The organism is Lysinimonas soli (assembly GCF_042655435.1).
Lineage (GTDB): Bacteria > Actinomycetota > Actinomycetes > Actinomycetales > Microbacteriaceae > Lysinimonas > Lysinimonas soli.
Genome location: NZ_JBHSMG010000001.1, coordinates 40775 through 63826, shown reverse-complemented (window position 1 = coordinate 63826; position 23052 = coordinate 40775). Strand labels below are relative to the sequence as shown.

The following is a 23052-nucleotide window of genomic DNA, read 5'->3' as shown; positions in this document are numbered from 1 at the left end:
GCACCCGCGTTTCATCACCGATAACTAAGCGAGAGTCTGCGGGACCGTGAAGTCGACGAGGTTGTAGCTGGGCTGAGTTCGAGCGCCGTCGGCACGAACGTTTACGGTCCTGCGAATGCGCGCTGTGACGGGATGGCCCATGGCCCGTTGGAGGTCATCGAGTTGATCAAGGCTCACAGACCCTTCGAACTCTCGGCCTCCAGTGGCCTCGCTCTCGATCAGGTAAAAGAGCCTTCGACGAGTACGCATGCCATCCATTACTCCGTCGACGGAGAACACTTCGGTCTCCACCGAGGTCGCAGACAGAAGATCCGGCACTTCGCGTGCCTGGTCAACCGTAAGAACGGATGTATCGAACTCACCCTGATGATTTGCAAGCGTCAAGGTCAGGCTGCTCGTCGACTTGACGGCTCCGGCCAAGGTACTGACGGCCGATCGGATCGCGAGTCGTCGACTCGGCAGGAGGCTAAGTGCTCGCTGATCCTGAGTCGTCTCGGGCATGTTCTCGATCAACTCGCGCACAGCCTGCTCTGCGAGGTGGGGTATTGGGCCCATCGGAAGAGGGGTATCCGCGCCCGAGACGACGTTCGCTGGGAAGTCGAAATACATCACATTTCCCGATTGCGAACGCGGAATCAACTCTGCACGCTCTCGCGCCGACTGCGTCACCCGAATTTGATCCTTGCTGGGACGGATGATCAGCATGGCGATTTTGGCCGTGGCATCCTGGACCGCCTGCGTGATGCGCGCCAGCTCGGATGCGCTCAGACGGCGGCTCTCGCCAAGCTCCACGCGAAGCGGCGGCATCGTCGGGGCCCAGCGCTCCCGCAGCACCAACAGTGAGTTTCGAGCGAGTCGTCCAGCACGGCTGGCCAGGTCCTTGGTTGCGATGGCCGCGTCGATATCTTCGAGGATCACCACGCCACCTCCAGGACTCCGCGGGCCCCGACAATATCCTCGCCCGACGACATCGTTACCGTGCCCATCCACAAGACCAGCTGGTCAGCGTCTTGAGGCTCACAGTACAGAACCTCGATGCATCCAGACAGAGGATGGAGCACTGGGACATAAGTGGGGCCTAAGGCGCCGACGATGATGTCGTGTAACGAGAGGAAGCCCATGAAGCGCTCTTCCATCGCGTCGGACCAATTCGTCAGGTCGCTTTGATTCTCGGGAACTATTGCGATGGTCGGGAGAAACACCGGACCTGCTGCGCGCGAGACAAAACTTCCGGCGAGGAGCAGCACCCCGCCTTCGAAGTACTCATTGCACACAGAACGGAGGATCTCGAGCGCCTTCCAGATCTCCACGCGACGGTTATCACTTGCAGGAGCGAACTCCTCAAAGATGTCGTCCATCTCGACTTCGTGGCGGCCAGGAACTAGCCACCCGTCCATCGAAAATATGCGATCGTCCATTGGTTAGCTCCCAGCGCGCTCGCCGCAGGCTCCCACATCGCACCGATGGTGACAATCCCCCACAAGCGGGGATGCGTACCCCAAGCACGAAGATGCTTTGCCAATTTCGGAGCTGCGACGCGCTCGAGATTGCCAGACGCTCGTCAGGCTTCCGCAGGCGCTCCCGTAGCAAGCCAGGCCAGGTCGTTATAAGCCGTGTCTCGCGAGTGATCGTGTCCGCACGCGAAGTGATTGCCCCGAATGTCGGACGCGACAATCTCTATTTTCGACTGAATCGCTGCCAGCAGCGCAGGGCTAACGGCCTCATTCAGATGATCGCCTTTGTCGTCCAGATTCAAGACCTGAATCCGGTCGGCTGAATGGCCGGTCAGTTCCTCATAACCAAGGGCATACACGCTGAGCTGGTCTCGGGTCATCGAGGTCTTCTGCGCGTCCTCCGTCGATTTGAAATCGACGATCGCGATCTCATCCGTCTCAAGTCGTTTGATCAAATCGATGCGACCGTCGATGGTGACTCCCGGAGCGACTACGACCTCGATCTGCTTCTCGGAATGTTCCGTACGGGTCAGATCCTCGCCGTGCTCGTCGAAGTAGCGATCTAGCGCTTTCACCGCGGCAGCATGCAGCTGCTCGCGAAGCGCGGGATACGCGTACGGAGTGTGGAGGTGACGATCGACCAGATCTACCACCTCCGCCTTCGAGGGGAGGTCACCAGCGAGCGCACGTTTGTGCATCTCGGCGAGCGCATCGTGGAGGCCCTTGCCATATCCAAGGGCCTCATGAATGGGCGGATTGAACCCATACATGAAGCGGAGCTTGAACGAATACGGGCACTCGAGCAGGTACTTGAGCTCCGAGAACGAGATCGTGATCGCGGGAGTCTCGGACTTAGGGGAGGGTTCCAGGCGTTCTCGATCTGGTAGCCCAGGGTCGGCTGTCACGACCCAATCGGATCCAGAAATATCGCGGAAGAAGTCGGACTGCCGGCGCGCCTGTTGGTTCGCCGCGATCGGCGCCCAGGAAAGCGCCAGGTACTTCTGCGCGCGAGTTACCGCCACATAGAAGAGGCGAGTCTCTTCGGACAGCCCACCTCTGTAGCGGGCTCCATTCGGGACGGCCTCGACAGGGATGACGTGGAATGGATTGATGCCCCCCATAGTCCGCATCGGGAAACGGTTCTTCCGCAGGCAGGGAACGAAGACTGCTGGCCACTGCATTCCCTTGGAACGATGCACTGTCGTAATGGTGACAGCGTCGGGCGTCGCATATCCGGAGTCGTCGTCCGCTTCCTCGTAGTAGGAGGGCGCTTGGCGCTCGTCGGTCAGGAATCGGACGAAGGCCTCGTATTTGCGGGCCGGATCTGAGGCAAAGTAGATCGCCTCAAAGTCCGAGATTGCCTGCGAGAACTTACCGAGCTGATACATCACAAGCTCGGCCCGGGCGGGAGCGCCAGGGATGGTCGCCTCGTTGACATCGAGCGCCTCGAGCACGTCCAGGTAAAGACGCTGGATGTTGTAAGTGCCCCAGCGGCCGCCGCGGTCAAAGTTGGCGCCTTCCGTCAGGATTCGGATCCCGCGACGAAGCAGATTCTTGTCCGCGAGCAGATCCGCGGTGTCAAAAAAGCCGACAAGGTCCGCCTCCGTAATCTCGCCCACCATGAATCGGAACATGCCGACCAAGGCCTGGATCTCCGGAGCCTCGAAGAGGCGCGCAAGCCCTTTGATGATGTACGGAACCCCTCGCCGTCGGAGCTCGTCGACGAGCGGCTCGGCATCCTTGACGGTGCGGAACAGCACGGCGCAGTCAGACCACGACAGCCCTCGCGGCGAGGCGTCGGGTGTATCCGTGAACGGCATCCCTCTCAGCGCATGAATGCGATCGGCGATCCAATTCGCCTCTGCGTCAGGGTCCTGAAACTCGAGGGCGAGGATGTCGCCGAGCGCCCATTGCTGGTGCGACGCGTACTCCATCGCCTTTGGTAGCCGCTCGGCGTCTGGCAGCCATTCCGCGATGGTCCGGCCGAGCCGAACAATGCCCTTCGACGACCGGAAGTTGTCAGAAAGTTCAATCGTGCGCACGGCCTCGTGACGGTTCGCAAAGGTCAAGATATTCGACACCTCGGACCCCCGCCACTGGTAGATCGTCTGATCGTCGTCGCCGACCACGCACAGATTTGCGCCCCACCGGACCAGTCCCGCGATGAGCTTCTCCTGGAGTGGGTTCACGTCCTGGTACTCGTCGACGACGACGTACTTGATATCGGTACGAATATGACGGAGTAGCTCGCGCTCCGGGATGGTCAAGTCATCGTCGTCGGGATCGGATTCTAGAAACGCGACCGCGTTCGCGATCATCGCGGTGTAGTCGAAGTACTTACGACGTGTCAGAAGCTCAACGTACGACTGGAGGCTGTCGCTGACGCCCTCGGGAACGAGGTCGAAGTCGACCTGATCCTCCTGCAAGATCGAGAGAACCTGCATGTACAGCTTCGAGTCGACGTATCTCCAGAGCGTCGGCCGGCTAGGTGCGGTCGTCGGGCAAGTCGTCAGCCCCGACTTCGTGCTCTCACGGTCGATCAGAAGTCGCTGAGTCACATCGGTCAGCACCCCGTACTTGAAAGCCTCGGGCACATACGTTTGCAAAAGGTTCAATGCGTATCCGTGCATCGTGCCGATGTACATCTCTGCGAGGCCCGTCACGTCACCGTGCTCCTCGCGCACGATCCGGTGGATACGCTCCTTCAGCTCCGCCGCTGCCTTCTCTGTGAATGTGAAAGCCACAATGTTTCCGGGCGCGACGTCGGGACGCCCGAGAATGCGCGATATGCGCTGAGAGATCACCTGCGTCTTGCCGGAGCCGGCGCACGCGATTAGTTGTAGCGGTGCATCCAGCTCCTCGATCGCGGCCTGCTGAGCCACCGTGTACATCGACATGCGCGCCGCCTATCTGACCTCGAGCACCTTCATGACCTCGTCACCGTAATCATTGATCACCTTCACCGCGATGCGTCCCGAAGCGGGGGTGTCGAATGGCACCGAGGTCGAGCGGTAAAGCGTCTGCCATGCCTCCGCGTCAATCTCTGCTTTGAGGGCAGTCTTGAGCGACTTATATGGGTCATTGTCGCCGAGGAAGTAGGCATGACGGACGAAAAAAGATTCACCGTCGTAGTCGGTGTCGACCATCCATAGCGCGATCTCGGCCGTTGAGTTCGACCGCACCTCACCTGATGTTGGGTCGTACACGTCGACACCGCTCACCTTCACGGTCCACTGGTCGCCACTCCGCTCGATCGCCAGATCCGGCTCGCCGAAGACAGTGAACAGATTGCCTGACCCGGTCTTCTTCAGCTCCTCGCCCATCAGCAGGTCGACGTTCATCCGGACGACAAGCACCTTGATACGGCCGAGATCGTGTACGCCCGCGACGACCGCGAAGCCCTCCTCGTCCGTCTCGACACCGAGCTGCGGATCGAAAGCGAAGCCGAGGACCGCGACGAGCGGGGCTCCGGTCTCGATGGCCTCCCTCGCAGCCGACTTGATAAAGGCTGCCGACACCGTGCCGTACTGCGGGCCAATCGAGATCGCGATCGGTTGATCGTCCGTGTCTTTCTGAGTACCAATCGCCTGGACGTACACCCCGGGGTAGTCGTCGATGGATCCGAACTCGAGCCGTTCGGACTTGCGTCCGTTCTGGATGCCCGCAGCGCGCAAGTTGGCGAGGATCGACTGATCAAAGGAAGGCTGCTCCGCATCGACCGCGCCCGGGCGGAGATCGTCTGCGTGTTCGAACGAGACGCTGCGGTGCGGAGAGAGCGACTCGACCGTGAACGGACCGGCGACCCGCACCTTGCTCTTGTCCTCCAGCGGCTGGTCGTAGAGAAATTCGAAATCGGCATGCAGCTTGATCGCGGCGTCGATCTGGTCGCGAGTCATTCCCGCTCGGATGTCGGGGTTATTCGCAATCGACTTCAACATCACGTGCGGTACCCGCTGATACAGAAAGCCCTGGCGCACGTCGCCGAAAGTCGGCGCCGGCGGGAGCCGGTCAGCCCGTCTCCCCTCATCGCTGTCCCGGAGAAGGTAATAGCTGTACCGAGCACCCATAATCCGCTGTCGCGCCAGCGCGAGCGAGACTCGCGATGTGTCAATGGTGATCCAACGGCGTCCCCATGCTTCCGCTACGTGTGCCGTGGTGCCGGACCCGCAGGTCGGGTCGAGCACCAGGTCGCCCGGGTCCGTCGTCATCAGCACACATCTTTGAACAATCTTGGTGTTTGTCTGGACGACGTAGACCTTGTCCTCGGTGAACGAGCCGGTCCCGACATCCGTCCAGACGTTGTTCAACGGCATCGCTGGAAAGTCATCCATGAAGCGCACGTACTGAAGCGAATGATTTCGCGTCTCGTAGAGCCTCCCTGCCAGTTTCAGCTTTGCCATCCCCGAGGGATTCGTTTTCCAGCCGCCTTTGCCAGGCGTTATGTTCCTTCCATTGATTTCTACCGGGTAGGTGGCCGAGTCGGGCGAGCTTTGGCTTGTCAGATTGTCGGGCCGAAACAGGCGGGCTCCCGTGGGCAGGAGCGCTGGATCCGCCATTTCTTCCGAAGTTGCGAGACGCTCGGATCCATCAGTCAGCAGGACTCGTCGATAAAGAGCGGCGCTCGACGATTCAGACTTGTCGGCAAACAGTTGTCGATACTTAACACGGCCTCGATCCTTGGCGAACCAGAGTGCATAGTCGTTGACTCCGGCCAATGTCAGCGTTCCGCCAGAGGGGCTTCCGGCCCCGCTTGTGGTTTTGAGAACGATTTGGCTGACGAAGTTCTCGGCGCCCAACACCTCATCCATCACGCTTCGCACGAGATGGACGTTTTCGTCACCGATTTGCACAAAGACACTGCCAGAATCCGTCAGGAGATCTCGCGCCAGTTGAAGTCGGTCGCGGAGGTAACTCAGGTAGGAATGGATGCCGAGCTCCCAAGTATCGCGGAACGCACGGATTTGCTCGGCTTCTCGAGCGGCATCCTGGAGATTGCCGTCCCGCACGTCCCGCTTGTTCGTGCGCGCCTGCCAGTTTGAACCAAACTTGATTCCGTACGGCGGGTCGATGTAGATCATTTGGACTTTCCCGCGGAGTGCCTCGCGTTCCGCCAGCGAGCCCATGACCTGAAGCGAGTCGCCGAGGATCATCCGGTTCTTCCAAGACTCCTCGTGCTGGTAAAACTCCACCTGGCTCAGGTCGTCGAGCGTGTCGAAGTCTTCGAAGTCGAAGAGCGACGGGGCGTCGAGGGTTCCAGTCACGCCTCCGCGCCCGGAAGTCTCACGCCGAAGATTCTCGATGAGGACCTGCGGCGCGATCTTCTCCTGGATGTAGATGGGCGGTGCGTCGACGATGAGGTCATCCCCGTCCTGCTCGTCTTTACCCTTCCAGACAAGTTGCGGGTCAAGGTCCGGGTTGCGAGCGTACCGGAGCGGGGGCAGCACATCCCTGGTCTCGTCGTAGAAGGCTGCGGCTGCATCCGCTGTCGGGATGTTCCGGCGAGTTTCCTCGTGGTCGTAGGCCGTGACCTCGGTCGGGCCCTTCGGCTTGGCAACGCGGGCCATTAGGCTCCCTCGGTGATGAAGTGGGACAGGAGGTCGGGGTCGCCGATGATGGGCGCGCCGGCGCGATGCTGGTCGAGCGCCTGGCGGATCTCGTAATCCGCGTTCTCGACGCCTGCTTTGCCGAGTTCGAGGTAGCCCCAGCGCCCGAAGGCACCGTGGTTGTTGACACTCGCGCACCACGAGTCGCGTGCCGTCCGCGCCTTCTCAATCGTCGGCCCGGGGCTCTTCTGGCTGCCGGAGACCTCGACGATGAGGTAGCGGTCGTCGTCGAAGTGGACAACGAAGTCGGGCCAGTACTCGTGCCGCCTTCCCTTGTGGACGTACGGGATCGTCAGTCCGAGGTGGTCGTTCTTCACATAGCTATCTATGGTGCCTTCGGCTGCGAGGGCGTCGCACACCTGCGCGACCCGCCGTTCCCAGGAGTTGCCATCCTTGCCGTCAAGCGTCACGTGCGAGACGTGCGAGTTCGTTGTCTCCCATACCTTCTTGCGAGTATCGAAGAAGACCTCGTCGGTGCTACCAATGGGGTTGCCCACGTTAAGGATCGGGCGAATGAGCGGCGAGCCGGACTCGTCGCCGGTGATCTGCTGCACTGCATGCCACACGTGCTCGGCCGCCTTCTGCTGCAGTTCCGCGATGCGCAGGTGCCCGAGCGAGAAGCCCGGCTCCACGTGAACGCGATGCGCAATCCATTGCCCGACGGCTGCGACCAACTGGGGGAAGACCCAGGGGCGCCAGTTGTCATCGATGTTGACGTAGGTGTCCATGATCCGCTTCGAGATCGCGAAAGCGATCGATCGCGGACGAGCATCTTCGATCGCCCGGATCGTCTCAGATGCGCCGACGATGCCCTCGATTTCAACACGGCTGGGAACCGTCTCACCGTTGAGCGTGAACGACTTTGTGTTCTCGAGATCGAAATCGATCGGCGACTCTGGCCACTCCATCCGATATCCGGTGACACGAGGGAACTCGATTCGGAGATGCCGGCGCTCGTCGAGAGCCTTAACGCGGATGCTCGGCTCGGGCGCGGTCGGCGGCGGCCCGGTGACGTCGCTCGGGATGAACGAGAAGGGGATGCCGTAGACGTTGGCGTATTCCGCGGGGAAGAATCCGCGGTCGTCGGGTGCGTAGCTGCGCCGGCGGAGCCCGCGGCCGATGACCTGCTCGCAGAGCAACTGCGAGCCGAAGGCGCGCACCCCGAGGATGTGGGTGACCGTGTTCGCGTCCCACCCTTCGGTGAGCATCGCGACTGAGACCACGCAGCGGACCTCTGCGCCGAGCATTCCCTTCTTGCCGACCGTGTTCATGACTTCGCGAAGCAAATCGGAGTCATCGAGCTGGTCAACGTCAGCCCCAGGGTTCGAGCGGCGGTAGGCCTGCTTAAACGCCGCGATCTCATCGGCTGCGGCCTTCTTGAAATCGTCCTTCATCGTCGAGCCCGACTCGAGCTGGCGGGAATCGACGATGATCGTTCGGGGGATCGCGACTGGGTGGTCGTCGACAACGTTGCTGAACAGCCGAAGGTTGCCGGCGATCTGGCGTGTGGCGCCCTCGCGTTCAACTTCGTGGCCGGCGATCCACTCGTAGATGAGCTTGGAGACTGAGGTGTTTGCGGTGACCACGATCATCACAGGCGGCGGCTCGCCTAGATCCCGTAGTCCTTGCTCCCACTCGACGTAGGACTTCTCGTAGCTCGCGTAGAGCGACTCGAGCGCACCCTGAAGGATGCCGGGGATGTTCTTCCAACCGGGTTCTATGAGCGCCGCCGCACGGGCGTTGCGCGGCCAGTTGTCGTCGGACTGGAGGGCGTCGTAGAGGTGCAGGTAGGTGACTTCCTTGCCCTGAGCGTTGTCGTCGACGGGAAGGCGCGGCACCTTCACGATCCCCGATTCGATGGCGTCCATCAGCCCGAAGTCGCTGACAACCCACGGGAAGATCGTGCCCGCACCGTAACCCGTGCCGGAGAGGTAGAACGGCGTCGCCGAGAGGTCGTAAACGGTCTTGACTCCGTCCTTGTTCTTGTTGCCGAACCTGCGGAGGTCGACGAGTCCTTTGAACCAGACCCGGGCGTCCTCGTTGGCCTCCTTCTCCTCGGCAGTCTCCTTCTCATCCATCGTCTTGGGCTGGTAGCAGTGGTGGGCCTCGTCGTTGAAGACGACGATCTCCCCCTTGTCCCTACCCAGCTTGTCGAGCACTCGGGTGATGACCATTTGGGGTGTCTCGGAAAAGGCGCCTTGATCAGGTCGACCCTGGAGGAGGAGCTTGCGAGTGTTCGCGCTGATCCCCTTCCCCTGCGCAGTCGTGCGCGGCTGGAACTGGTGGTAGTTGACGATGTGGATCTCGGCCTGATTGAGCTGGACGCGAAGATCCTGCGGCACCACCCCACGTACGTCGTAATAGTTGATATCGCGCGGCTCGGTCGGCTGCAGGACGCGGAGGCGATCCTTGATCGTGATACCCGGCGTCACGATGAGAAACCGCTTCACGAACCGGGAGTCCTGGGGGGAAGCGACCTTGTTGAGTGTCTGCCAGGCGATCAGCATTGACATGACGATGGTCTTGCCGGCACCCGTCGCCATCTTGAGAGCCACACGAGGGAGCCCTGCGTTGTGCTCGGCATTGGCTTGCGAGAGCGTCTCACGCCAGTCGATCGTGACCCGGCTCTCGTACTTGTCGCGGCCGGCGATTTCCGCGAGATAGATCGCGGTCTCGGCCGCCTCTCGTTGTGCGAAGAGGATGCGATCCTCGCGATCCTTGGCAGACCAGTACAGCAGGAGCTTGCGGCTGATCGCCGTTGCGCCCGGGTATTCCTGTAGGCGCCAAGTGCGAAGCGCGTCGCGGAGCTGATCGATCGTGTCGTTCTTCGTGACGCGTTCGTCAGTCAGACTGCCGAAATCGAGAGTCGGCGCTGCGGCCTTCTGGCCGCCTTTCTTGGGCTTTGGAATCGGGACGAAGAACTCGCTCGCGCGCCGTGATTCGGTGATCGTGCCCGTAGGCCGACCCTGCTCGTCGAGCGCAAAATGGCGAGTCGGCTCATCGTACGGAGAGTTGATCACCGGATCGGCGAGAGCGTCCATCGACATCGAGCAACCCTTTCGCCGATCGCGTTCAATCACCAACGGTGAAGTTCTCTTATCTTGGCGGAACGTCGAGACATCAATAGAAACCACGTCAACTGAAGCTGGAGATCCCGCAAGTCCTTTGCCGGGCCGCGGGAGGGATTCGAACCTCAACCCTTTCCTTAACCGGAACTGCTCTTCCATCGAGCTACAGAGGCTGACTGGGTGATTCTACTGAAGAGCCAATGCGCGCCGGAGGGTTAGGTAGGTTCGACATGCCTTCGCGCTTAGGCAGCAAAGTTGATCACATTCACCGATTTCATGCCTGCCCCCGAACCAGCTCTGACGAAAGTGAAATTCAACATTAGGGCGGGTCGAGAGGGTGCAGCGGCCTGGGACCTTCTGCTGGCCGATGATCCGGAAGAGTGGCTCAACATGAGCCGCCATCGCGAGCGGCATCAGAACAACAACCTCGGCAACGCCAGATATCTCATGGCTTTCGCCCAGTACTACCCCTACGGCCCTCAGTACTTCATTTACGGCGGACCATTTCGTGTCAGCACAATCGTGCCCGAGGTGTTGGGCGGAGTCGGCTATGGGCTGGAGCCAATGGAGCAGTACTCCGACTACATCAAGCGGCTCATCATCAAACTCAACAAGCCAGTTGGTCGCGACCTGTATCTGAGGAAATACGACAAGCTGCAAGAAAGCAGCCTCCGCCCTGAGGTGTACGAACTGGCGCCCGACGTGAAGCTCGGCACATTTCCTGGATATCAGAACGTTAGGCTTCGCCACCGGGATCTTCAACGCATCATCGCGAACGAGGAACCCAGTTGGAAGGACGCCCTCTCCCGCGTGAAAGGTGTCTACGTGATCACCGACCTCAGCGATGGGCACGTCTAGGTTGGGTCCGCATCGGGTGAAGCAAGCGGGCTATGGCAGAGATGGTCCGGATACGCACATCTCCGAAATCTGACCGGCGGCAACCAGGAACTCGAAAGGCTGAGAATCGACCTCGGTAGTGAGCACATCATTGACAACTTTCAGTACTCAATCCTCGAGATCTTCGATCCCAAGACGAAGGCCGAGGCCGTTCTCCTCCGCGAATCGTTCTGGAAGCTGGCCCTCGACAGTCGCGCGCACGGGATGAACTCGAACTAACTCGGCCGCAACAAGGCGCCGACGGACGGCGGCCAGCCTTAGGGTGGCGCTTGTGAATCCCGCCTCTATTTCGGTTCGCGAACTCGCTGACGAACTGGCCGTATCACCAAAGAGCATCCGGGCATGGATGAGGAAACAGAACTGGCGCTCCGTTGTCGAGCACGGGCAACCTTGGCTGCTTTCTCCGAGTCAGGTACGGGAGCTGAGGGGCCGGTTCGCCCTTGAGGCCGCTGACGATGAAATCGTCCTCGCGGTCGCGGACGGCGACCCACTGCCCGGTTTGTCGATCGGCGAGCTCTTGACGACCTATCGTCATGTCCTCGCGTCCTTGCGGGCTCGGGGAATGGTCCGAACGAACAACGCGCCGATCGGAGACCTCGCAGAGTACTGCGCCGCGATCGTCTACGACGGTCTCCTCGCTCCCAACTCCGAGAAGTCATACGACCTTGTCGCCGAGGACGGCCGCCGGATCCAGGTCAAGGTGCGAGTGATTCGATCTGACACCCGCCCGACCGCGGCGTTCTCGCCCCTTCGCTCGTTTCGTTTCGACGCCGCCGTCTTTCTGCTCGTGAACGACGAGTCCGGAAGGGTCGAAACTGCAATGGAACTGTCCGCGGCGGAGGTTCAAGAGGTCGGCAAGTACCGCGAACACACCAACGGCACCGTCCTGCGAATCGGGCAGATCCGGCGGCGGTCTCTAGGCGTGGATCTCACGGCACGTTTCGACGAGGCATGGCACGAGATGCTGGGCTTACCAGGAACGATGTAAGGACCTTCTTCACACCTTCGAGGCCGCGATGTTGGCTCGCACCCATGCGTCGATTCGGCGGTTGCGAAGCTTTATGAAATGGAGCGCTCGGTCTCGATATGACCTCCACTCCTGGACGGTCCTCGGGAGCGGGGACGTGACGCCGAAGTCCTCGAAGGGATTAAAGAGCCGGACCGATTCGTAGCTTGTCGAGATCATGTCCTGCAAGAGAAAGAAATCGGCATAGCCACGAAAGTCGACGAACAGGCGGAAGAAGTCGCCGTAGGCGGCGATGGTGCTCGACAGAGGGCTGGGCAGATCTAGGTAGTGCCTCCTGATCGCTTCGACGGTGAAGTCGAATCGATCGGCGATGTTCGGATTGAATCCTCGCGCGCCGTTGATCGTGACGACACCGGGCCGACGATCGCCCGGGAAGATCATCATTGCGCCGATGGTGTGATTGGCGACGAGGAATCGGTCGATCTCTCGCCGCGAGAGCTGATCGATGATGTGAGTCATCCGCTTGTATCGGAAGAATCCAGGAATGACCGTGTCACTCGTGGGAAAGAACTCGCCGAGGCCCGAACTGTGGTGCAAGTAGGTCCTGGTTTTCGTGGTGACCAAGTCGAAGCGACCTCCAATCGGAAGCTCCTTGCTCCACAGCAGCTGGTGGTAACGACGGAGGGTCGCACTCGTAGTGTCAGGATCGCCTGCCCCTGCGTCGGTCCTAACGTCAAAGGTCACATCGATGGGGGCCCTACGGTCGCGCCCGGTCACAACAGCCGCTCAGCTCTTCGGCTTGTCGCCGCGCGCCAGCTTCGCCTTGAGCCCTCGAGCAACGCGGGTGATCCCGTGACCAACGCTCTTCGCCGCTGTGAGCGCCTGGGCCTCGTCGGGAATCCCGTCGCCGTCGAGATCGACACTCCGGAACGGGCGGGAGGCGACGCCGGCAGCTGTCGCGACACCTGCACCCACCGCCGAGGCCCCTGTGGCCAGCCCTGCACTGACCTTGTTACCCGCATCTTGAAGAGCCTCAAGAGCGCGATTCGGCTGAGCGTCCTTCTTCTGGGCCCTGAGTTCCGTTTTGACGGTCAGGTGTTCAGGGAACTCGTTCGGGGCCTCCGCGAAGGCTGTTCGCGAGGCGTCGACCACCTGTCGGCCGAAAGCGAATCGGGTGACGCCGCCCACCACAGCTCCGACCCCGTACTCGACTGCCTTCTGCTGCTTGCTTCCGAGCGTTCCACGAACGTCCTCGAGAACGCCCGTCTGTACGCCCCGCACGAGGGTTTGCGCGGCTCCCCCGGGAAGTGAATCAGCGAGGGTATTCGCCCAGTGAGCCCAGTCGTTGCTCCCGCTGGCGATCTTGTGGCCGATACTAACGACCTCTGAGTCGGAGGACCGAGCCAGGTCTTTCGCCATCGTTGCGATCTGGACCTGGCTGACTCGATCGTTCGACAAACCGTAGACGAGGGCATGGGCCTGATTCTGATCGAGATCCATCCCGTGGATCTCGGCGAGAGCGAGCGCGAAGATCGCTGTGATCTCGAACTGAAGTTGCTGGTCGCCAGCAGGCAACAAAGATACGGCTCGCTGCGACGCGATCTTCGCGCCGCTCAGTGCGACGGACTTCGCAGCTTCCTTCGCGATCGCCTTTCCTCCTGCGGCCGCCGGCCCGACGACCGGGATCATCGCGATGCCGATCTCGGCCGCGATGGTCCCCACCGTGATCGCCCCGCCTGCTGTGCTGATCGCGGTCACGTAGTGACGTTCGAGGATCGTGATGACCTGGGCCGGGGTCGCCGTGGGATTGCGCCGACGAACCCACTTCACGTATTTGCGAGCAACCCCTCGACGGCCGCGGACAGCTTTGTCGATTTCCTGATCAGCGTTCGCGCCGGGGAGCTCGGCGACAAGAGTGACCTCGGGTGGGTCGAGAACACCCCTGCTCAGCGGGGTTGAGTCATCCAACTCGGTCAAGAATCTCTCCGCATCGAGTCCGCCATCCGTCGAGTCATCATGACAGAAGGTCGATTGCGGAGCGGCGACCGTTCCATGCCAGGGGCGCGCAGCATCCGGAGTCTCGATACGCACTTCGCGCTACTCGACCAGCTCCCGCACCATAAGCTCACCCCCATGGCAACCGGCGCAGTGATGTACAACTTCGCCGTGCAGCTCGCCGATGTCGATCGCGGCGTCTACGAAGAGGTCACGCTGCGGGCCGCGCGGCATCCCTCCGAGACCGACGCGTACATGATGACGCGCGTGCTCGCGTACTGCCTCGAATATGTGGCGGGGATCGCGTTCAGCGAGGGGATCTCGTCGACGGCGACCGAGCCGGCCGTGCTCGTCCGCGACCTCACCGGCAGGCTGACCACGTGGATCGAGGTGGGCGCCCCCGACGCAGACCGGCTGCACTACGGCAGCAAGCTGGCCGACCGCACGACGGTCTACACGCACCGCGATCCCGAGAAGGTGATCGCGGCGTGGGCCGGCAAGCGCATCCATCAGCTCGAGCAGATCACCGTGCAAAGCTTCGACCCGGGCTTCGTGGATGCCGCGGTCGCGGCGCTCGAGCGGCGCAATGTGATGACGGTGACGCGGACGGATGGGCAGCTCTACCTGGACATCAACGGGACGTCGGTGAGCAGCGCCATCCACGTGCATGAGTTGGGGTGAGCGCCCGGTCGACTCAGGCGTCGTAGACGTCTTTTCGATGACCGAGCGTGACCACGACGCGGGTCAGTCACGGGAACATCATGTCCCCCTCGGTCGCCGATCGTACCGGCGCGGCTACGGCAGCAGGTGCCCGGCCGCCGTGAAGAGCCGGTACCACTCCTCGCGCGAGAGCACGACATCCGACCCCGCCGCCGACTCGGCCACGCGCTCGGGCTTGGTGGTGCCGAGCACCACCTGCATCCGGGCCGGGTGCCGCGTGATCCAGGCCACCGCGATGCCGGTGGGGGTGACGCCGTGCGCGGCCGCGATCTCGTCGAGCGCGTCGTTCAGCTCGGCGTAGTTCTCGCGGTCGCCGATGAAGACGCCGTCGAAGAATCCCTTCTGGAACGGCGACCACGCCTGCAGCGTCATGTCGTGCAGGCGGGCGTAGTCGAGGATGCCGTTGTCCCGGTCGATCGACTGGTCGAGCCCCGCCATGTTGGCGGCCACGCCCTGCGCGAGCATCGGGGCGTGCGTGATGCTGAGCTGCACCTGGTTGAAGGCCAGCGGCTGACGCACGGAGCGCTTCAGCAGCTCCACCTGGCCGGGAGTCTGATTCGAGACGCCGAAGTTGCGCACCTTGCCGGCCGTCTCGAGCTCATCGAAGGCGGCGGCGATCTCGTCCGGCTCCATCAGGGTGTCGGGACGGTGCAGCAGGATCACGTCGAGGTAGTCCATTCGCAGGGCGGCCAGGCTCTCATCGACCGATTCGAGGATGTGCTCCTTCGAGAAATCCCAGAAGCCGTCGCGAATGCCCACCTTGCTCTGAATGATCACCGACTCGCGCTCGGCCGGGCTGAACGTGATCGCGTCGCCGAAGCGGCGCTCGCATCCGTGATCGCCGCCGTAGACATCGGCATGATCGAAGTAGTTGATGCCCGCGTCTCGGGCCGCGCCGACGAGGGTGCGGATCTGCTCGTCGTCGAGCTCGGAGATGCGCATCAGGCCGAGGATGACGTCGGAAGCGTTCAGGGCGGTCTGCGGTGGCGTGAAGATCTTCATGGGTCCATGATGCCTGCCATCTCGCGCCGTCGATTCGCGAGGACTGCCATCGGGAGGCGGCTCTCAGCGGATGCTGGGGCGCGTGCGGCGCATCCCTTCCTCCACAGCCGTCAGAATCCAAAGATCTTCTACTTTCGAATGTGTGTTCGATCCGGGAAAATGGATGCATGGCCCCCCTCGATCAGCAGCTCGCGGCGCACCTCGCCGCTGCGGCGCGTGCCCTCGAGGCCGTCCGGGTGCAAGATCTGGGGCACGCGAGCGACGCGCAGCTGCTCGAACTCATCGCGGCGTCGGCCCGGAATGAACGCCTCGCGCGTGCGCATTCCGCTCTGCTCGCCGGTGAGCTGGTGCGGCGTTCGGCGCCCGAGCTCGGCCATGACGGCATGGCACAGAAGAGCGGGCACCGCACGCCGCAGAAGCTGATCCAGGCGACGACCGGCGTCACCTCTCGCGAGGCGGCGGCAGCCGTGCGCATCGGTGGGCTCGCCGAGACCCATCCCTGGCTCGGCTCGGTCGCGCGCGCGGTCGCCGATCAGCAGCTGTCGACCGACGCGGCCGATTCGATCCGCGCCGGGCTCGGGGCGCCCAGTGACGACGTCTCGAGCGGGGCGCTCGCCGACGTCGCCGAACGACTGCTCGCCGAGTCTGCCGACGTCGACGCAGATCGCCTGTTCGTCCTCGCTCGCGAGGCACGCGACGAGTTGGATGCCGCCGGCATCGTCGACCGCGAACGCGCGGCCAGGCAGGCGCGTGAGTTGCGGCTGCAGCGGCTGCGCGACGGCAGCGTGCGCATCGTCTGGCAGCTCGACCCGATCGAGGGGTCCGTCGTCAACGAGATCTACGATCGAGCCACCTCGCCGCGGCGTGGCGGGCCGCGTTTCGTGAGCGACTCCGAACGGGCGCAGCGCATCGTCGACGATCCGGGCACCACCGAACAGCTCGCGTCCGATGTGTTCTTCGAGTTGGTCACCGCCGGGGCGGAGGTCGAGCCCTCCCGTCTGCTTGGGCACGGGGCCCCCGCGGTGCGCGTCACGATCACCGAGAAGCAGCTGATCGCCCGCTCGGGTCACGGCCGCCTGCAGCGCACCCAGCAGCCGGTCTCGATCGAGACCGTCGAGCGCCTCGCGTGCACCCAGGGCACCGTGACCGTCGTCTTCGACAAGCACGGCCAGCCGCTCGACGTCGGCCGCGAGCAGCGCCTCTTCACCCTCCGCCAGCGCATCGCCCTCGCCGAACGCGACGGTGGATGCCGCTGGGCCGGCTGCGAGCGCCCACCGTCCTGGTGCGAGGCCCACCACATCGAGCACTGGGCGCGCGATGGCGGCCGCACCGACATCGCCGACGGAATCCTCTTGTGCAAGCACCATCACCTGCTGCTGCACGACCATCATTGGGAGATCGAGCGTCGCGGGCCGGCGCGCTCCGAGTACTGGCTGATTCCCCCGCCCGATGCGCCCGATGACACCCCACGGTTGTTGGCGAGCAAGAGCCTCGCTCTGCGAGAACTCCTCGCGGGATGACGCCGCGGCTCAGGGCTGGATGCTCTCCAGATCCTCGAGCAGGCTCGGATGCGTCGGCTGCCAGCCCAGCCGGGCGCGCGTGAGGGCGCTCGACGCGGGCTGATCGGCGGCGAAGACCGGGCCGAGCGGGCCGTAGGTCTCAGGCGGCACCGACTGCACCGGCACGCCCAGCCGCCGTCCGATCACCTCGGCGATGTCGCGCACCGCATCGCCCTCGTCGGCGACCGCGTGCCACGAGGTGCCGGCGGGCGCCTGCTCGAGCGCGAGGCGGAAGAGCACCGCGGCATCGGCCGCGTGCACCGCGGGCCAGCGCTGCGACCCGTCGCCGATGTACCCCGAGACGCCGCTCTGGCGCGCGATCCGGGTCAGCAGGCCGGCGAATCCGCCGTCCCCGTCGCTGTGGACCGTGCGCGGCAGGCGCACCGCACTGACACGCAGACCCTGGGATGCCATCCCGAGCACCTCGGTGAGCGTCACGCCGCGCCCCGCCACCGGGCCTTCGAGCGGAAGCGGATCCTCCTCCGTCGACGGCCGGCCCTGGGCGAGCGGGGTGCCAGAGACGACGACGAACGGGCGGTCGCTGCCCACCAGCTCGGCGGCGGTGGTCGTCACGGCGGCGGTCTCGTCGGCGATGTTGCCGGCGAGGGCCTCGGCGCTGCTGAAGTCGTTGCCGAACGCCAGATGGATGACGCCCTCGGCCTGCGCGACGCCCTCACGGATGGCATCCAGCTCGGTCAGGCTGCCGCGGATCGTCTGCGCGCCCGCAGCCTCGAGCGCCGAGGCGGATGCGTCGGAGCGGGCCAGCGCCAGAACGCTGTGACCGTGAGCCAGCAGTTCGGGAACGACGGCGGAGCCGATGCAGCCACTGCCGCCGGTGATGAAGACGTGCATGGGTGCTTCTTTCGATGTCGGACGGTCGCGTGTCGAGGCCGTTGCCTGAGTGATGGGACTCGTGTCTCATCACCATAGCATCCTGATGAGACACGTGTCGCATCACCTAGACTGATCGCATGGGTCGATGGGAAGAGGGCGCGCGCGAACGCCTCGTGCTCGCCGCCGTCGACCTCTTCACCGAGCACGGCTACGACGACACCACCGTGGCGCAGATCGCCGAGCGTGCCGGGGTCACGCGCAGCACCTTCTTCCGCTACTTCTCCGACAAGCGCGAGGTGCTGGCCGCCGGGCAAGAGACCCTGAGCCGGCTGCTCACCGAGGGGGTCGCCGAGGCGCCCGCCGGCGCCACCGCGATGGAGGCGGTCGCCGCGGGTCTCGTCAAGATGTCGACGGCGCTCGGCCCGGTCAACCGCGAGCTCGGCCCGAAGGTGCGGGCGGTCATCGCGGCCAGCGCCGAACTGCAGCAACGGGATGCCGCGAAGAGCCTCGGCCTCGCCGCGGCGATCACGGGCTCCCTCGTGAGCCGCGGGGTGCCGGAACCGACCGCGACCGTCGCCGGCGGACTGGGCGTGCTCGCCTTCGGGCGCGGCTTCACCCGCTGGCTGGAGGGCGACCGCGCGACCTCGGAGGAGTTCGCGCGGCTGGCACTGGAGGAGCTCGAGCAGCTGCGGGAGGCGAGCGCGGGGTTGCAGTAAGGGGTTGCCGTGCGGCCGGCGGGGCGAGGCCGGCGGGGGGATGCAGGGATCGCGGCGACGCCGGTGGCGAGGCTGCGGCGCGGGTCCGGGTGACGAATCGGCGGTTGCTGGAGCAGAACCCTAGCCGGCTGCGGGGAGGATGAGGTCGAGTTGGAACCCCTCATCCGTGCGTCGCGCTTGCACATGACCGCCGTGGGCTTCGACGATGCCGCGCACGATGGCGAGACCCAGCCCCGCTCCGCCGGTGTGGGTCGTGCGGGAGGCGTCCGCCCGCCACCCGACGTCGAACATGTGACCCAGGTTCTCGGCCGTCACGCCTTCGCCCTGGTCGATGACGCTGAGGATGAGCTGGTCGTTCTCGAGGGTGTCGGCGCGGATCAGGATGGTGCTGTGGTCGGGCGCGTGTCGCACCCCGTTGGCCAGCAGGTTTCCGATCGCGCGGGTGAGTTCTCTCGCGTCGGCCCAGATGATGTGGCCATCGACGCCGTCTTGTGCGATCGCGATCCCGCGCGAGGAGGCGATGGCGTGCACGTCTGACACTGCGTCAGAGACCAGGTCGAGAAGGATGACGGGTTCGGGATGCAGTTCGAGAGTGCCGCTCTGGAGTCTCGAGAGCTCGAAGAGGTCGCCGACCATCTGGGTGACCGTGTCGATCTTCGCGCGGATCAGGCGGATGTACTCATCGGGGTCGCCTGCCGTGCCTTCCTCGATCGCCTCGGCCATGGCGCGCATCCCGGCGAGGGGGGTTCGCAGATCGTGCGAGATCCACGCGAACAACTGCGTGCGTGCGTTGTCGAGCTCGGCCACCTGGGCGCGCGCCTCGGCCAGGCGCTGGGAGCTTTCGGCCAGCTCCGCCGAGACAGCGTCGAGTTCGGGCAGACCGGTGGTCGACGGTTCCACGACGTCGCCGTGGCCCACTCGGCGGGTGGACGCGACGAGGGTGGCGACCGATGACCTCACGGCCGAGCGGGCGATCAGCCATGCCGCTGCGGTGCTCATGACGGCGGAGATTCCGATCACCCAGGCGAGCACGATCACATCGTGGCCGGAGAGGTACATCTCGAGCGCGACGGCGACCGTCGACGCGGCGATGGAGATCACGGCACCGCTGAGCACCATGGCCAGCTTGGCCGCAGCACCCGCCCGGTGCAGCACGCGCAGCAGCACGAAAGTCAAGGTCGCCACCACGGCGGTCGTTGTCAGGGTGGTCACCGCGACGAGGACCAGTTCGGATGCGTTCAGCATCGGACACCTTCCGCGACGGTCAGCCGGTACCCGGCACCCCACTCGGTGGTGAGGAAGCACGGGAAACGGGGGTCGGTCTCGATCTTCTCGCGGAGCCTTCGCACGTGGACCGTGACGGTGGATTCGTCACCGAACGCCCACTGCCACACCTCGCGAAGGATCTCCTCGCGGCTGACGACGCGCTCGGCGTTGCGGACCAGGTAGAGGAACAGCTCGTACTCGCGGGCCGTGAGTGCCACTTCCCGCCCTCCCACCCAGACGCGGCGATGGGCGGGGTCGACGCGAAAGCGGCCGGCCGTGAACTCCAGGGGGGCTGTTGCCGCCGTTGCGCGACGCAGCTGGGCGTTGACCCGCAGTTGCAGCTCGCGCAGGGAGAACGGTTTGGAGAGATAGTCGTCCGCGCCGTCCTCGAGGCCGGCGATTCGGTCGTCGACACTGTCGAGCGCGGTCAACATGATGATCGGCACGTCGGAGAACGCCCGCACCTGGCGGCACACCTCGTCCCCGTCCAGCACGGGCAGCATGCGATCGAGGATCATCAGGTCCGGGATCCGTGCCCGAACAGCGGCGAGGGCGCTCGCGCCATCCGCATACTGCGCGATTTCGCATCCCGCGGCACGAAGATGATCGGCAACGACCGTGCGCACGGTGGCGTCATCCTCGATGACCATGATCCGGGCTCCGGCGCGCATGACTTCGAGCGTAGACGCGAACCCCGATCGATTCCGCGGATGGATATTACGGCTCTGAAATGTGCGATTACGTCGTTGAAAGTTTCGGCCGGCGGCCCCGCTCCGGTTGATTGTCTTGCGGTTGTCGCCGCAGCCGCGGCAGCCAGACGACACCAGAACAGGACATCTTCCTCATGCGTACCAAGACCCTTCTCGCCACCGGCGCCATCGCAATCGCCCTGGTCTCGGCCCTTGCGGGCTGCAGCAGCCCGTCCAGCGCTCCGGCGGCCGGCTCGGCCGACTCCTCGACCGCCGCGGCGAACTCCACGGTGAACCTCACCGGAACCTTCGCCGGGCTCAACGGCAAGAAGGCCTCGGGAACCGTGACCATCACCGGCGACACGATCACGCTGACCGGCTTCTCCTCCGATCAGGGACCCGACCTTCACCTCTACCTCGCCAACGGGACCAGCGAATCCGACACCACAGCCGGGATCGAGATCGCGACCGTGGCGTGGGACAAGCCCACACAGACCTTCACCCTTCCCTCCGGTGTGGACGCCTCGAAGTACACGGACCTCGTCGAGCACTGCGACAAGGCCCTCGCCGTCTTCGGTGCCGCGCCGCTGTCGTGATGGCGGCCTCGATGAGAGGGGCGAGGGTGGCGGCGATCGTCGCCACCCTCGCCCGGGTCGCGCTCGGTGCATTGTGGATCAACGAGGGCGTCCTGAAATATCACGCCGGATTCGGCAGGGCCGACATCCTTCTCGTCGTGCAGTCGACGGCCCAGAACCCGCGGGTTCCGGACTTCTACAGGTTCTTCACCGCAAACGCCCTCGGCCGGGTCCCCGACCTGTTCGGGTTCGCGGTGCCGCTCGTGGAGACCGCCCTCGGGGTGGCGCTCGTGCTCGGCATCCTGACCCTCCCGGTCGCGCTCGTCTCGGTGGCCGAACTCTGCAACTACTGGTTCGCCGACCAGCTGATCACCCAGTACCCGATCATGATGGCTCTCTCGGTGGCCGTCGCCGCGTTCGCACCCGCGGCATCCCGCTACTCGGTGACGTCGCTCATCCTGCGCCCGCTCTTCGGCCGTAGGACCTCGACGTCGTCGATCAGGTCGATCAGAACGTCGCGGGGTACACCGGGGGACGCGGCCAACGACCGTTCTCGTTAGCCTCGGTGCTGCACCGAGGTGCACACCGCCCCTTCCGAGAGGACGTCGTCGTCATGGGGTTCTCAATTCGTGTTGCGCCCGGGATCAGGGTCCGCGCGTCGAGCCGCGGCATACGAACCAGCGTGGGGCCGCGAATCGCCAGAGTCCATGTGGGTGGCGGCCGGGCCGGCTTCTCGACGGGACTCGGGCCGGTCAGCTACTACTCCAGCCTGAGCGGGGGGCGAGGCTCGGCCTCGTCCCGCGGCGTCAGATCGGTCACCGGAATGACACCGTTGCAGGCGAGCAAACTGCAGACGGCCCAGGAGCTGCGGGCGACGCTGAACGGCATCCTCTCCCTGCATCGTCACTCGTTCGCCGAGATGACCGAACCCACCGAGCCGGACCCTCAACCGATCGACGTGGCGCCGCTTCGTGTGCAGTTGCGCAAGCAGAACCTCGTCGGCATCCGCGTCTTCGCGCGAACGGAGCGCAAAGCCGCCAAGGCGGAAGCCGATCGGGCCGCCGAGGCGCTCGCCGCTCTGCAGTTCGCGGGAGAGGGTGCGGCAGCGGGATGAGCGTGCCGCGTTTCTCAGCGACTGGTGGGCCAAGCTGCTGCGCAACGACCCCGATGTCACCGAGGAGCTGCTCACTCGGGCATTCGAAGACAACGACGCCGCCGCCGCGGTGCTCTCGATCGACGGGCCCGAGGCCTCCCTCGTGGTCATGGTGCCCGACGACACCGTCGTACCCGACCGCTTTCCGACCACGACGGATGCCGGCAACCTCAGCATCCGCAAGATGACCAAGAAGGATCGCGACGCCTACTACCGCGAGCTCGTCGCGGGGGATCTGCTGGTGACGGTTCGCGAAGCCTTGGCGGTGGCGCCCGGCCTGACCTCCGCGCGGATCGTGGCGGTTCGCACCGCTGCCCCGAACGGGTTCGGTGCCGTCGCCGCGGAGGCACTGGCCGCAGCCGCGTTCGACCGGACGACCTTGAACGGGGTCGCGTGGGATCAGGCGTCGGCGACGTCGATCCTGCACGACGCCTCGACCGATCTCGTCGTCAACTACCGAGGCGCCGCTCTCACGGTCGCGCCGATCGACCTCAGCAAAGAGCCGGACGTGGCCGATCTGGTCGCAGCCATCGACCTCGACGAATCGAGCTGAC

General features: G+C 64.2%; 20 protein-coding genes. 9 read left to right on the top strand and 11 right to left on the bottom strand.

Annotation, left to right across the window (positions count from 1 at the left end):
• Positions 1-24: 24 nt before the first annotated feature.
• From ACFPJ4_RS00340 to ACFPJ4_RS00320, 5 genes are all read right to left on the bottom strand, one after another.
• Positions 25-921, bottom strand: a complete 897-nt coding sequence (locus ACFPJ4_RS00340) for a hypothetical protein (RefSeq protein WP_386738273.1) — start codon at positions 919-921, stop codon at positions 25-27.
• Positions 915-1418 (bottom strand): DUF6932 family protein, encoded by a 504-nt coding sequence (locus ACFPJ4_RS00335; protein WP_386738272.1) that lies wholly within the window; start codon positions 1416-1418, stop codon positions 915-917. Before ACFPJ4_RS00335 ends, ACFPJ4_RS00340 begins: the two co-directional genes overlap by 7 nt.
• Positions 1419-1561: 143 nt before the next feature.
• Positions 1562-4351 carry an ATP-dependent helicase gene (locus ACFPJ4_RS00330; protein ID WP_386738271.1) on the bottom strand — a complete coding sequence of 930 codons (2790 nt, stop codon included), beginning with the start codon at positions 4349-4351 and terminating at the stop codon, positions 1562-1564.
• Between the two features lie 9 nt (positions 4352-4360).
• Complete coding sequence (locus tag ACFPJ4_RS00325) at positions 4361-7018, bottom strand: site-specific DNA-methyltransferase (RefSeq protein WP_386738269.1); 2658 nt, start codon at positions 7016-7018, stop codon at positions 4361-4363.
• The gene (locus ACFPJ4_RS00320) at positions 7018-10104 is read right to left on the bottom strand and encodes a BPTD_3080 family restriction endonuclease (protein WP_386739746.1); all 3087 of its coding nucleotides are present in this window, start codon (positions 10102-10104) and stop codon (positions 7018-7020) included. Before ACFPJ4_RS00320 ends, ACFPJ4_RS00325 begins: the two co-directional genes overlap by 1 nt.
• A 276-nt stretch (positions 10105-10380) precedes the next feature.
• On the opposite strand from ACFPJ4_RS00320, the gene ACFPJ4_RS00315 reads away from it, so the two are divergent.
• Both ACFPJ4_RS00315 and ACFPJ4_RS00310 read left to right on the top strand, forming a co-directional pair.
• On the top strand, positions 10381-10983 hold the full coding sequence (locus ACFPJ4_RS00315) for a GIY-YIG nuclease family protein (protein ID WP_386738268.1): 603 nt from the start codon (positions 10381-10383) through the stop codon (positions 10981-10983).
• A 310-nt stretch (positions 10984-11293) separates the two neighbouring features.
• Positions 11294-12010, top strand: coding sequence for a DUF6998 domain-containing protein (locus ACFPJ4_RS00310; protein WP_386738267.1), 717 nt, complete (start codon positions 11294-11296; stop codon positions 12008-12010).
• Positions 12011-12019: 9 nt separating this feature from the next.
• Here the strand turns inward: ACFPJ4_RS00310 and ACFPJ4_RS00305 are convergent, their stop codons facing one another.
• Together ACFPJ4_RS00305 and ACFPJ4_RS00300 are read right to left on the bottom strand one after the other, a co-directional pair.
• The gene (locus ACFPJ4_RS00305; RefSeq protein WP_386739745.1) at positions 12020-12733 is read right to left on the bottom strand and encodes a DUF6994 family protein; all 714 of its coding nucleotides are present in this window, start codon (positions 12731-12733) and stop codon (positions 12020-12022) included.
• Between the two features lie 42 nt (positions 12734-12775).
• Complete coding sequence (locus ACFPJ4_RS00300; RefSeq protein ID WP_386738266.1) at positions 12776-13966, bottom strand: hypothetical protein; 1191 nt, start codon at positions 13964-13966, stop codon at positions 12776-12778.
• Positions 13967-14122: 156 nt separating this feature from the next.
• On the opposite strand from ACFPJ4_RS00300, the gene ACFPJ4_RS00295 reads away from it, so the two are divergent.
• Positions 14123-14665, top strand: a complete 543-nt coding sequence (locus ACFPJ4_RS00295) for a YaeQ family protein (RefSeq protein ID WP_386738265.1) — start codon at positions 14123-14125, stop codon at positions 14663-14665.
• Between the two features lie 114 nt (positions 14666-14779).
• Here ACFPJ4_RS00295 and ACFPJ4_RS00290 read toward each other — a convergent pair whose 3' ends face one another.
• Positions 14780-15706: an aldo/keto reductase gene (locus ACFPJ4_RS00290; RefSeq protein ID WP_386738264.1), complete on the bottom strand. Its 927-nt coding sequence runs from the start codon at positions 15704-15706 to the stop codon at positions 14780-14782.
• Positions 15707-15873: 167 nt separating this feature from the next.
• Here ACFPJ4_RS00290 and ACFPJ4_RS00285 point away from each other — a divergent pair, with 167 nt between their 5' ends.
• The gene (locus ACFPJ4_RS00285) at positions 15874-17226 is read left to right on the top strand and encodes a DUF222 domain-containing protein (protein WP_386738262.1); all 1353 of its coding nucleotides are present in this window, start codon (positions 15874-15876) and stop codon (positions 17224-17226) included.
• 9 nt (positions 17227-17235) lie between these two features.
• Here the strand turns inward: ACFPJ4_RS00285 and ACFPJ4_RS00280 are convergent, their stop codons facing one another.
• Positions 17236-18117 carry an SDR family oxidoreductase gene (locus tag ACFPJ4_RS00280; protein WP_386738261.1) on the bottom strand — a complete coding sequence of 294 codons (882 nt, stop codon included), beginning with the start codon at positions 18115-18117 and terminating at the stop codon, positions 17236-17238.
• 119 nt (positions 18118-18236) lie between these two features.
• Here ACFPJ4_RS00280 and ACFPJ4_RS00275 point away from each other — a divergent pair, with 119 nt between their 5' ends.
• On the top strand, positions 18237-18815 hold the full coding sequence (locus ACFPJ4_RS00275; RefSeq protein WP_386738260.1) for a TetR/AcrR family transcriptional regulator: 579 nt from the start codon (positions 18237-18239) through the stop codon (positions 18813-18815).
• Positions 18816-18935: 120 nt separating this feature from the next.
• On the opposite strand, the gene ACFPJ4_RS00270 is transcribed toward ACFPJ4_RS00275, so the two are convergent.
• Both ACFPJ4_RS00270 and ACFPJ4_RS00265 read right to left on the bottom strand, forming a co-directional pair.
• The gene (locus ACFPJ4_RS00270; protein WP_386738259.1) at positions 18936-20060 is read right to left on the bottom strand and encodes a sensor histidine kinase; all 1125 of its coding nucleotides are present in this window, start codon (positions 20058-20060) and stop codon (positions 18936-18938) included.
• Positions 20054-20752, bottom strand: a complete 699-nt coding sequence (locus ACFPJ4_RS00265) for a response regulator transcription factor (protein ID WP_386738258.1) — start codon at positions 20750-20752, stop codon at positions 20054-20056. Before ACFPJ4_RS00265 ends, ACFPJ4_RS00270 begins: the two co-directional genes overlap by 7 nt.
• A gap of 173 nt (positions 20753-20925) precedes the next feature.
• Between ACFPJ4_RS00265 and ACFPJ4_RS00260 the strand changes: the two genes are divergently transcribed.
• The 4 genes from ACFPJ4_RS00260 (at position 20926) to ACFPJ4_RS00245 (ending at position 23051) form a co-directional block, all read left to right on the top strand.
• The gene (locus tag ACFPJ4_RS00260; RefSeq protein WP_386738257.1) at positions 20926-21366 is read left to right on the top strand and encodes a DM13 domain-containing protein; all 441 of its coding nucleotides are present in this window, start codon (positions 20926-20928) and stop codon (positions 21364-21366) included.
• A 26-nt stretch (positions 21367-21392) separates the two neighbouring features.
• Positions 21393-21905, top strand: coding sequence for a DoxX family membrane protein (locus ACFPJ4_RS00255; protein WP_386738256.1), 513 nt, complete (start codon positions 21393-21395; stop codon positions 21903-21905).
• 122 nt (positions 21906-22027) lie between these two features.
• Positions 22028-22459 carry a hypothetical protein gene (locus ACFPJ4_RS00250; RefSeq protein ID WP_386738255.1) on the top strand — a complete coding sequence of 144 codons (432 nt, stop codon included), beginning with the start codon at positions 22028-22030 and terminating at the stop codon, positions 22457-22459.
• Complete coding sequence (locus ACFPJ4_RS00245; RefSeq protein ID WP_386738254.1) at positions 22443-23051, top strand: hypothetical protein; 609 nt, start codon at positions 22443-22445, stop codon at positions 23049-23051. Before ACFPJ4_RS00250 ends, ACFPJ4_RS00245 begins: the two co-directional genes overlap by 17 nt.
• Position 23052 lies beyond the last annotated feature (1 nt).